Genomic DNA, 10,545 nt, shown 5'->3' with positions numbered 1-10,545 from the left:
TCCTGCCCCGGCGAGGAGAAGCCGAAGGCGCACGACGAGCGGTCCTGAATGTGCGCGCGACGCCTACTTGCCCTTCCCGGACGCGGCGTGGGTGGCGTTCGTGGCCTCGACATGCACGATGATCGAGGTGGTGTGTTCGCTGATCTCGTAGTGCGTCGCAGCAGCAGGGGTGCCAAGCAGGGCGGCAAGGGCGAGAGCGGAAAGAGCGGTTTTCATTCTCATCTCCATTGGCAAAGGGCGGTGCTGGCCTGTCTTACGCCGCACGGGGCCCAGTCTCCAGTGACAAACCCTGTCATGATTGCAGGCGGGCTTGGGATGGGGCCGACCCAAGGTTAAGCCCAGGTAAATGCCCACGGATAACCTGCTGGAATCGATCAGGAAACCGCAAATGTCCACCGTGGCCAGTCAGGCGTCGCGCTGCGCGATCCAGTCGTGGTCCGGGTCGTTCCTGAACCGCCACTTGCGGATCGGCCCGGCCATCACGTTCAGATAGTACATCTCATAGCCATAGGGCGCCCCGCAGGGATGATGCCCCTTCGGGACCAGCGTGACATCGTGGTTCTTCACCGCCATCACCTCGTCCAGGGAGCCGTCCTCGGTATAGACCCGCTGGATGCCGAAGCCCTGCCCGGGGTTCAGCCGCATGTAATAGGTCTCTTCCAGATAGGTCATGTTCGGGAAGTCGTCCTCGTCATGCCGGTGGCTGGGGTAGGAGGACCAGTTCCCCGCCGGGGTGAAGACCTCGGTCACCAGCAGGCTGTCGGCCACGTCCAGCGCCTCCATCGCGATGTTGTTCACATGCCGCGTGTTGGTCCCGCGCCCACGCGGGGTGAGGGTGATCCCCTCCGGCCCGAGCCTTCGGGCCGGATGGTTGCCCTTGCCCGGCGCCTTGCAGACCCCGATGGTGCAGGGGGTGGTCGCGGTGGCCTTCCACTGGCTGCCGTTCGGGACATACAGGCAATGCGGCGGGGTCTTCTCGAAGACATCCATCCGCGCGCCCATCTCGCCCCAGTCCTGCCCGGCGGCCTGGACCTTCGCCTTGCCCTCGACCAGCACGAGGATCACCTCCTCGCCCCCCGTCGCTTCCTCGGCCACATCGCCCGGTTCCAGCCGGTAGAGGGTGAAGCCGACATAGCCCCAGCCCGCCGAGGCCGGGGTCACCTCATGCACCTTGCCGCGGGTTCCGGTGGGTTTGAGCAGGAGGTCGGGCATGGGGTTTCCTTCAGGAGGGGCGGGAGTGGTCGATCACCAGACCGCTTGCCGCACAGAGCTTCACGATATGCTCGTAGCCCAGTTTTGAATACTCATAGGGCGGTGCCTTGGCCGGGTCCTGCTCGGCCTCGACCACGATCCAGCCGTTGTAATCCATCGCGCGCAGCTTGTCCGTCACCGCCTGAAAGTCGATGCAGCCGTCGCCCGGCACGGTGAAGGCCCCGGCGATCACGGCGTCGAGGAAGCTGCGGCGGTTCTCGCGGACGTCCTTCACCACCTCGGGGCGGATGTCCTTGAAGTGGACGTGGTGGACCCGTTCCGCCCAGCGGTCCAGCACCCGCATCACATCGGCCCCGCCGAAGAGGAGGTGGCCGGTGTCGAACAGAAGCTTCACCTCCGGCGTCGAGCCTTCCATCAGCGCGTCCACGTCGTCTTCGGATTCGATGAAGGACCCCATGTGGTGATGGTAGGCCAGCGTCATGCCCTGGTCGGCCATCCATTTCGCCAGTTCGGAAAGCTTCGCGCCATAGGCCCGCACGTCCTCGACCGCGAATTTCGGGCGGTCGTTCACCGGCACCGCGATGTTGCCCTGCACGGTGTTCGAGCATTCGGCATAGACGATGCAGGGGGCCTTAAGCGCCACGAACTGCTCGACCTGGGCGCGCACCGCCTCGATCTCGGTCTTCACATCGTTGATCAGGAGGTTGCCCGAGCACCAGCCGCCGCAGAGCGACAGCCCGTTCGCCGTCAGGTAAGCCCCGAGGCCCGCCGTGTCGGAGGGCATCCGCCGCCCGCGCTCGACGCCGGTATAGCCGATCTCCCGCGCCTCGCTCAGCGCCTGTTCCATCGTATAGGCGGCGGTCAGGTCCGGCAGGTCGTCGTTCTGCCAAGAGATAGGGGAGATCCCGATCTTCACGCTCATGTTCGTTCTCTCAGTTCAGCAGCCACTGGGCACGGGTGCCCGCTTCATAGCCCTTGCGGGCCTCGTTCACTTCCTTCCGGGTGGAGACTTCGGGCACGGCCACATCCCACCACGCCCCGCCCGCCCCGGTGCCCGGCATCGGGTCGGTGTCGATCACGATGACGGTCGGGATCGTCGCGGCCTTGGCTCCTTGCATCGCGGCTTCCAGATCGGCGATCCCGGCGGCCTTCACCACATTCGCGCCCATCGACCGGGCATGCGCCACGAAGTCGATATGGGCGGCGTTCACATGATAGCTGTCGTCCAGCATGTTGTTGAACGGCGCCCCGCCGGTGGCCTGTTGCAGCCGGTTGATGCAGCCATAGCCCCGGTTGTCGGTCAGGACCACGGTGAAGGGGATGCCCATCATCACGGCGGTCGCAAGTTCGCTGTTGGCCATCATGTAGCTGCCGTCGCCGACCATGCAGATCACGTCCTTTTCGGGCTGGGCCATCTTGATCCCCATCGCGCCCGCGACCTCATACCCCATGCAGGAGAAGCCGTATTCCATATGATAGCCGCCCTGCGCCGCACGCCACAGGACATGCAGCGCGCCGGGCATGGTGCCTGCGGCACACATGATGACCGAGTCCTTGCCGGTGTTGCGGTCCACCGCGCCGATGACTTGTGCGTCGGTGGGCAGTTGATTGCCCTTCGGCGCCGCGAACAACCCGTCGGTGGTCTGGAACCACTTGTCCCGCGCGCTGAAGTCCGGGTCTGCGAAGCGGAGTGACCCAAGGGCCGCGCCGATCTTCTCCAGCGCGACTTTCGCATCCGAAACCAGCGGTTGCGCCGCGCGCTTGTGCGCATCGTAGCCGTGGATGTTGATCGACAGAAGCTTGCGACCGGGGTTCGAGAACACCGTCCACGACCCGGTGGTGAAGTCCTGGAACCGCGTCCCGACGCCGATCACCAGATCGGCCTTTGCCGCCAGTTCGTTGCCGCAGCCCGTGCCGGTGACGCCGGGCGAGCCGAAATGCAGCTTCTCCTCCCAGTCCACCGCGCCTTTGCCAGCCTGCGTCTCGACCAGCGGAATGTTGTGCGCGCGGGCGAAGTCCAGCAGCGTCTGCTCGGCACCCGAATACAGCACCCCGCCGCCCGCGACGATCAGCGGCGTCTTGGCGGCCTTGATCGCCGCGACGGCGGCTTCCAGCTCGCGCTGGTCGGGTTCGGGGCGGCGGATGTGCCAGATGCGCGGCTCGAAGAAGTCCACCGGATAGTCATAGGCCTCGGCCTGGGTGTCCTGACAGAAGGCAAGGCAGACCGGGCCGCAATTCGCCGGGTCGGTCATGACGCGGAACGCGCGGGGCAGGGCGGTCAGGATATGCTCCGGCCGGCTGATCCGATCGAAGTACCGCACCACCGGGCGGAAGCAGTCGTTCGCCGACACGGTCGCATCGTCGAAATCCTCGATCTGTTGCAGCACCGGGTCGGGGGCGCGGTTGGCGAAGACATCGCCGGGGAGGAAGAGGACGGGCAGGCGGTTCACATGCGCCAGCGCGGCGGCGGTGACCATGTTGGTGGCGCCGGGGCCGATGGAGGAGGTCACGGCCATCGCCTTCCGCCGCCCTTTCGCCTTGGCATAGGCGATGGCGGCATGGGCCATGGTCTGTTCGTTGTGGCCGCGCCAGGTGGGGATCACGTCGCGATGGGCGTGCAGCGCCTCGCCCAGCCCGGCGACGTTGCCGTGGCCGAAGATCGCCCAGACGCCCTCGATGAAACGGCTGCCGTCTTCGGCCTGCTGCACCGAAAGCCAGCGGACAAGGGCCTGCGCGGCGGTAAGGCGGATCGTGGTCATTGGCTTGCTCCCTCGCGCACCTTGTCCCAGAGCTGGCCAAGGCGGGCGTAACGGTCGGACATCATCGTGACGGCTTCGGCATCGGTCATCTCACCCTTCAGCCAGCCGCGCGCGGCATCGCCAAAGATGGTGCGACCGATGGCGAAGCCCTTGACCAGCGGGTGCTTCGCGGCCAGCGCCAGCGAGGCGGAGAGATCGGCCTCGGACGCGTCGAGGCCCAGCACCACGATGCCCCGCACATGGGCATCGTTCTTCGTGATCTCGGCACAGGCGTTCTCCCAGGCGGCGTCACTGGTGAAGGGTTCCAGCTTCCACCAGTCGGGATAGACGCCAAGGTCATAGAACCGCTGGATGATCTCCGCGCTGGTCTTGTCATCGGTAGGGCCGACCTTCGACGGGATGATCTCCAGAAGCATCTCCAGCCGGTTGCGGCGGCAGGCGTGGAACAGGCGGCGGACAGTGTCTTCCTGCGCCGCCCTGGTCGCCGCGTCGTCGTCGGGGTGATAGAAGCACAGGACCTTGACCACATGTTCCAGCGGCCATTCGGAAAGGCCGCCGAAATCCGGGCCGATCTCGGGTTCCAGCGTCAGGGGGCGCGAACCGGGCCATTCCACCGGACGCCCGATCCAGAGCCCGGTGCCCGCCGCCTGGAACAGCGCATCGCGGCCCAGACGGCTGTCGCAGAGGATGCCGTAGCCCGGCTTGCCATCCGCGACCTTCAGCGCCGCCTTCAGGCACAGCTCCTTGAAAGCCCCGATCTTCGCGGGCGTCGCACCCTCCATCGCCTCAAGCTGCATCCGGTGGTCGAAGGCGAAGACCCGCATGGTCGACCAGTCCTTATGGCGGTTGGTCGCCCAGTGCACCTGCTCCAGCGCCGGGTCCTTGCGCAAGGCCTTTTCCTTGACGCCGCGCCTGAGGAAGAACTGCAGCTCCTCCCAGGACGGATAGGCCGGGGTGCAGCCGTGGCGGGAAACGGCGAAGGCCCCGCAGGCATTGGCGTATTTCAGCGCGACGGGCCAGGGTTCGTTGTCCAGCCAGCCCCGGATCAGGCCCGACATGAAGCCGTCGCCCGCGCCGAGGACGTTGAACACCTCGATCGGGAAGCCGGGGCCGGTCTCGCCGTCGTCCAAAGAGTCGGGGATCGCGCCGGTGAAGGCGACCGCCCCCATCGGGCCGCGCTTGCAGACGAGCGTGGCCTTGCTGACCGCCCGCACCGCGCGGAGAGCGGCGATGGTGTCGGTCGAGCCGCCCGCAATGTGGAATTCCTCTTCCGTGCCGACGATCAGGTCGAAGAGGTGCAGCGTCGATTGCAGCTTGGCGGTGACGGCGGCGGATTCGATGAAACGGTTCTCGCCGTCGCCGTGGCCGGAAAGGCCCCAGAGGTTCGGGCGGTAGTCGATGTCGAGCGCCGTCTGCAGCCCGTGCTTGCGCGCCAGCGTCAGCGCCTTCAACACGGCGGCCTCGGTCTTCGTGTTGGACAGATGCGTGCCGGTCGCGACCACCGACCGCGCCTCGGCGATGAAGCTCTCGTCGATGTCGCCCACGTCCAGCGCCATGTCGGCGCAGTTTTCCCGATAGAAGATCAGCGGAAACTGCTTGTCGTCGCGGATGCCCAGCAGCACCAGCGCGGTCAGCCGCTCCGGGTCGGTCTTCACGCCGCGCACGTCGACGCCTTCCTTCGCCAGCTCTTCCCGGATGAAGCGGCCCATGTGTTCGTCGCCGACCCGGGTGATCAGCGCCGAGCGCAGCCCCAGCCGCGCGGTGCCCGCCGCCATGTTGGTGGGCGAGCCGCCGATGTATTTCTGGAACGACCCCATATCCTCCAGCCGACCGCCGACCTGCGCGCCGTAAAGGTCGACCGACGACCGGCCGATGGTGATCACGTCGAGGGTCTTCTCAGGGGACATGGACATGCTCCGTGCGGCCGACTCGGGCCTGATGGTGGAACGTTTATTCCATTCCCGTGAGTCGGGGAAGCCCTAAGTTTCGCGTCGCGCTGCCACCGCCACCGCCAGGGACAGCGCCAGCGCGATCACCGCCGACAGCGACCGGAAGGCGCCGAAGTCGATCTCGGTCACGGTCAGGATGGTCCCGGCCACCCCGGACAGGGTTGAGGCGGGCGGATCGCTCAACGCCACGACTGGCAGGCCACGGTCGCGGGCATGGGCCGCCAGCGCCAGGGTTTCCTCGGAATAGGGCGCGAAGGTTATCGCCAGAAGCGCATCGCCCGGTTGCAGGCTGGAGCGGTGGCCAAGCCCCGCAACCCCGTCATGCAGCACCGCCGGGACGCCCAGCTTGTCGAAGACATAGGCCAGGTAACTTGCCACCGGGAAGGACCGGCGGAAGCCGGCCAGATGGATGGTCCGCGCCTGGGCCAGCGTGGCAACCGCTTGATTCAAGGCCGCTTCGTTCAGGTCCCGCGCCAAAGCCTCCATCGACTGCCGCCCGGCTTCGACGAATTCGGCCACCAGCGCCGAGGGTTGCCCCGCGCCCCCGGCTTTCAGGTTTGCCAGCCGTGTCGCATAGTCGGGTGCCGCGCGCGACAACGCCTCGCGGAACAGCCGCTGCATCTCGGCAAAGCCGGTGAACCCCATGATCTGGCAGAACCGCATCACCGCCGAGGGCGGCACCCCGGCGCCCTGCGCCACCTGCGCCACGGTCGACAGCGCGATAGAATCCAGATGGGTGGCGACATGGTCGGCGCATTGCTGCAACCGGCGCGGAAGCTGGCCGTTGAGTTCCTGCAGGCGCTCGCGGAAGGCCTCGACCGTCTGAGGCGTGTCGCGCGGTTCGGTCAGGGCGTCCGACATGGGTTTCCCGGCTTTCGTTGCATGATCCCGGCAAGCATAGCACACAGAACGGATGTTCCAAACACTCCGTCTCTCCCGGGCATTTTACCGCAGCCCGGCCTCGCGCGGGCGGTCGTGGCGCAGCCCGTCCGGCGTGAAATGCTGCGGGAAGCAGAGTGCGGCGCAGGTGCGGACGGTGCTCAGTGCCTCGTCCCGCTCGTAGGGTGCGGTCATCGTCATCAGGTCCAGCCAGGTGCCCTCGATGCTCACGCGGATCACCCGGGCCACGCGGTTGGCGACATGGCCGTAGCCGCCCGCATCGCTCAGCCGCTGGCAGATGCCTTCAAGCTGGCGGTTGTAGGCATCGTCCTTGTCGCCGCACAGGTCCTGGTAGATCGGGCGCGACTGCGCCTCGCCCCAGAAGCTGCACCAGGCCGCCAGCCGCGACGGCGTGCAGATCGCCGGGTTGAAATCGGCCTCGATCAGGGCGTTCAACTGTTCGGCCGGGTCTTCCCCGGCCTGCGACAGCGCCGCCTGCCAGTTCTGCCGATATTCCTCGGCGAGGAAATTCAGCGTCTCGGCCAGCAGCCGTTCCTTGCTTTCGAAATGGAACAGCACCAGCCCGTGCGACAACCCGGCGGCGCGGGCGACATCGGTCAGGGTGATGCGGGAATAGCCGCGCGCGGCCAGCGTCTCGATGGTCGAGGCAATCCGCTGCGCCCGCCGGGCCTCGCGGCTCATCGTGCGGGGGGCAGGGTCCTTGCTGTGCAGGGCTTCGTCCAGGATATCCCCCTATGGTCCGGGCCGCATCTGATACCGACGCGGTGGCAGAAGACAACGGGGAAGTCGCAAGGAACGACAAGAGAAGGCCCCGCACGGGGGGAGCGGGGCCTTCGACAGACTGATGCAGAGGGGGGTTATTTCTGCTTCAGCTTGTTGTACTCCTCAAGGCCGGTGGCGACGATGTCGTACCATTCGCCGGACTCGCGCATTTCGGTGATGCCGCGGTTCAGCATGGCGATGTAGACCCGGCCGCGCGGATTGCTCTTCGCCGTCAGGAAGTGGTAGGTGATGAAGGTCGTCAGCGCCGGGTTGACCGCGATCTTGTCCATCGCGTTCAGTTCCGTGAAGTTCGCCGTCGTGGTTTCCGCCTCGATCGAGTAGACGTCGACCTCGCCCTTCAGCAGCATGTTCGCGCAGTCGAGCGGGTTCTTCGGCTGGACGAATTCCACCACCGGCGGCAGCAGGCCCTGCACTTCAAGGTCGCCGGTCGGCCAGGCTTCCGGGCGGCAGATCTTGGCGCCGGCATAGTCCGAGAAGCTGCGGGCATTGGCATACTTGCTGTCTGCCAGCGTGTTGAAGCTGTAGGCGGTTTCATAGATCGGCAGCGAGAAGTCGAACTCGGTGCACATCCGCGCCGAGAATTCGCCCAGCATGTCCAGTTTCGAGCAGTCCGGCGATTCCCAGGCGATCGAGACGTCGAAGGCGCCCGAGGGCAGGAGCACGTCGATATGCGACATCCAGTCGTCGACATAGCTGACCTCGTAGCCGCGATCGTTGCCGCCGCGCTGCATGGCGGTGGCGGCCATGCGGACGAAGATGCCGCCGCCGGTCAGCGATTCATCGGTGAAGGGCATCCAGTTGTTGGAGGTCACGAATTTCAGCGGCGGTTCGTAGACGTTGGACTTCGGCTTGTTCGCTTCCTGCTTCGCGGTCTCGGATTCGATGACCGAGCTCAACTGGCTGTCGGGGGTCAGGCGACCGTCCTCGCACGGAAGGATCAGTTGCAGGCCGGCGGGAAGGCTGTTCGGGTTCGCCGCCAGCGCATCGCGGTTGGCGTTGAAGATCATCTGGTAGTCGAAAGTGCCGTAGGCGGCCTGGGCGATCGAGCCCAATGTATCGCCGTCCTTGACAGTATAGGTGGTGCAAGCTTCCTGGGCTGCCGCAAGAACAGGCAGCGAGATGATCGCAGCCGTCAGAACGGTCAACCGGTGAAAATACGATGCGGTTCTCATGGGGTGGATTTCCTTCTGAAGGCCGTTAGATGCTGCTTGGAACGTGCAGCTGCCGAAACAATATTACCGATGCTGCACCATAGGGTTGTATAGATGGCACGAATAAGGCGATCTGGTGATCAATAGCGGCTCGACGGCTGCGGGCCCGAATTGTGATCGCCGGGCCGGATTTCTGGCCGAAACCGGGTGTCCGGCCCCGCCGGGACGGGGTGCGGGGCGGTGTTCCGGCGCAAAAGGGCGCAGGTTGCGTGAAGGGTCCGATATCCCGACCGCACAATCTGGCCGCGATTTCCGTTTCCGTTTCGGCAACATGCGCCCGGCCTGGCGCGCGCGGTTCCACAGCCCTCAAGGCTTCTTGCCGTTCTGCGCCAGGGCGCTCGAGACGATGTCGTACCACTCGCCCGATTCATACATCTCGATCAGCCCTGCATCGAGCTGGCCGATCATGTCGACCGCGCGCTGGTTCGACTTGTGCGCGATGACATGCAGGCTGAGGAGGGTCATCAGATGCGGGTTCTGTTCCACCTTCGCGGTCAGGCCCAGTTCCGCCAGCGCCGAGTCCCCCACTTCGGCGTCGATCGACACCAGGTCCACCTCGCCCGCCGCGAGGCCGCGGAAGCAATCGGTCGCCTCGACCGGGCGGGTCAGGGTGATGGTCGCGGCCGTCAGCCCCACCGCATCCAGGACGCCGGTGGTAAAACCCTCGGGGCGGCAGATGCGCTTGCCCTCGAACTCGGTGTATTTCGTCGCCGCGCCAAGACCGCTGTCCCGCATCGCGAAGAAGCCGTCGACGATCTCGTAGAACGGGCCCGAGAAGACGAAGTCGTTGCAGCGGGCCTGGTCGCCCGGCGACAGCGTCTCGGGCGCCTCGCAATTCGGACGGATCCAGGGAAAGCTCAGGTCATAGGCGCCCGAGGGCAGGAGCGCGTCGAGATGGGCCTGCCAGTCGTTGATGAAGGTCAGGTTGTAGGGAATGCCCGGATCGGCCCGGAACACCGCCATCTCGACAAGCTGGGTCATCATGCCGCCGCCCGGCAGGGTTTCATCGGCGAAGGGCGCATAGCCGTTGCCGGTGACAAAGCCGATCGGCTTGACCGTCGGGGCGGCGGCGGTCGGGGTAGCGGTTGCAGCGGCGGTCTCGGTCGCCGCAGGCTCTGGCGCTGCGACGGCGGCGGCGGGGGCGGCGGCGGGAGCGGTTGCGGGTTCGGCGGTGGAAGTCGCCTCGGCGCAGGGCAACACCAGCTCGGTCCCGATCTCGATCAGGTCGGCCTTTTCGCCGATCGTGGCCACGTTGGCGTCATAGATCACCCGGTAGAGATCGGCATCGCCATAGGCCGTCCGGGCGATGTAGCGCAGGTTGTCGCCTGCCTGGACCTTGTAGGTCGTGCAGGCCTCCTGCGCCCGGGCCGCCGTGCCGCAAAGAAGCAGCGCCGTGCTGCCGATGAGAAAGGTCCGCGAAAGTGCCATCGTCTGTGCTCCTATGGCCGGGGTCCCTGCGGCGGCGCCGGGCATGCAGCGCCATCCCGCCTGGGGCGTCCGGGATCGATCTGTCTTCTGTGCAACCCAAGCCCTCCCGGCCTAGTCTGCGGCCTCCGGGCGGGGGTCGGGCGGCAGACCCGGACCAAGGCGATCCACCGCCCGGGCAAGGGCGAAGATCAGGGGGTCGAGCGGTGCATCCGGCCCCGGCTTGACCCGCACATGTCCGCCGACCGCGGGCGGCGTCGAACCCGCGCGCCCGGCATCCTCGGCGCGGGCAGGATGGAGCGCCAT

The 10,545-nt window shown here is 66.4% G+C and carries 10 protein-coding genes; all 10 read right to left on the bottom strand.

What is annotated here, in order from left to right; translation table 11 throughout:
- Positions 1-63: 63 nt before the first annotated feature.
- On the bottom strand, positions 64-216 hold the full coding sequence (locus ACE3P6_RS06245; protein ID WP_374392805.1) for a hypothetical protein: 153 nt from the start codon (positions 214-216) through the stop codon (positions 64-66).
- A gap of 189 nt (positions 217-405) precedes the next feature.
- Positions 406-1,212 (bottom strand): 5-deoxy-glucuronate isomerase, encoded by an 807-nt coding sequence (gene iolB / locus ACE3P6_RS06240; RefSeq protein ID WP_374392802.1) that lies wholly within the window; start codon positions 1,210-1,212, stop codon positions 406-408.
- Between the two features lie 10 nt (positions 1,213-1,222).
- Complete coding sequence (gene iolE / locus ACE3P6_RS06235) at positions 1,223-2,134, bottom strand: myo-inosose-2 dehydratase (RefSeq protein ID WP_374392800.1); 912 nt, start codon at positions 2,132-2,134, stop codon at positions 1,223-1,225.
- A gap of 10 nt (positions 2,135-2,144) precedes the next feature.
- Positions 2,145-3,971, bottom strand: a complete 1,827-nt coding sequence (gene iolD / locus ACE3P6_RS06230; RefSeq protein ID WP_374392798.1) for a 3D-(3,5/4)-trihydroxycyclohexane-1,2-dione acylhydrolase (decyclizing) — start codon at positions 3,969-3,971, stop codon at positions 2,145-2,147.
- A complete protein-coding gene (gene iolC / locus ACE3P6_RS06225) occupies positions 3,968-5,878 on the bottom strand; it encodes a 5-dehydro-2-deoxygluconokinase (RefSeq protein ID WP_374392795.1) in 1,911 nt (636 codons plus the stop codon). The genes iolD and iolC overlap by 4 nt, the downstream gene beginning before the upstream one ends.
- Positions 5,879-5,950: 72 nt before the next feature.
- Positions 5,951-6,781 carry a MurR/RpiR family transcriptional regulator gene (locus ACE3P6_RS06220; protein WP_374392792.1) on the bottom strand — a complete coding sequence of 277 codons (831 nt, stop codon included), beginning with the start codon at positions 6,779-6,781 and terminating at the stop codon, positions 5,951-5,953.
- Between the two features lie 84 nt (positions 6,782-6,865).
- Positions 6,866-7,501, bottom strand: a complete 636-nt coding sequence (locus tag ACE3P6_RS06215; RefSeq protein WP_374392791.1) for a TetR family transcriptional regulator C-terminal domain-containing protein — start codon at positions 7,499-7,501, stop codon at positions 6,866-6,868.
- Positions 7,502-7,677: 176 nt separating this feature from the next.
- A complete protein-coding gene (locus ACE3P6_RS06210) occupies positions 7,678-8,748 on the bottom strand; it encodes an ABC transporter substrate-binding protein (RefSeq protein ID WP_374392789.1) in 1,071 nt (356 codons plus the stop codon).
- Positions 8,749-9,120: 372 nt separating this feature from the next.
- A complete protein-coding gene (locus ACE3P6_RS06205) occupies positions 9,121-10,242 on the bottom strand; it encodes a peptidoglycan-binding protein LysM (RefSeq protein ID WP_374392787.1) in 1,122 nt (373 codons plus the stop codon).
- Positions 10,243-10,353: 111 nt separating this feature from the next.
- Complete coding sequence (locus tag ACE3P6_RS06200) at positions 10,354-10,545, bottom strand: hypothetical protein (RefSeq protein ID WP_374392784.1); 192 nt, start codon at positions 10,543-10,545, stop codon at positions 10,354-10,356.

Source organism: Tabrizicola sp. (assembly GCF_041911175.1).
Classification (GTDB): Bacteria; Pseudomonadota; Alphaproteobacteria; order Rhodobacterales; family Rhodobacteraceae; genus Tabrizicola.
Note: the sequence above shows the minus strand (reverse complement) of the source record. Positions and strands in the feature narration are given on the sequence as shown.

Coding starts and splice junctions, on each gene's coding strand:
- ACE3P6_RS06245 (WP_374392805.1), bottom strand. CDS start 216: ATGAAAACCGCTCTTTCCGCTCTCGCCCTTGCCGCCCTGCTTGGCACC.
- iolB (WP_374392802.1), bottom strand. CDS start 1,212: ATGCCCGACCTCCTGCTCAAACCCACCGGAACCCGCGGCAAGGTGCAT.
- iolE (WP_374392800.1), bottom strand. CDS start 2,134: ATGAGCGTGAAGATCGGGATCTCCCCTATCTCTTGGCAGAACGACGAC.
- iolD (WP_374392798.1), bottom strand. CDS start 3,971: ATGACCACGATCCGCCTTACCGCCGCGCAGGCCCTTGTCCGCTGGCTT.
- iolC (WP_374392795.1), bottom strand. CDS start 5,878: ATGTCCCCTGAGAAGACCCTCGACGTGATCACCATCGGCCGGTCGTCG.
- ACE3P6_RS06220 (WP_374392792.1), bottom strand. CDS start 6,781: ATGTCGGACGCCCTGACCGAACCGCGCGACACGCCTCAGACGGTCGAG.
- ACE3P6_RS06215 (WP_374392791.1), bottom strand. CDS start 7,501: ATGAGCCGCGAGGCCCGGCGGGCGCAGCGGATTGCCTCGACCATCGAG.
- ACE3P6_RS06205 (WP_374392787.1), bottom strand. CDS start 10,242: ATGGCACTTTCGCGGACCTTTCTCATCGGCAGCACGGCGCTGCTTCTT.
- ACE3P6_RS06200 (WP_374392784.1), bottom strand. CDS start 10,545: ATGGCGCTCCATCCTGCCCGCGCCGAGGATGCCGGGCGCGCGGGTTCG.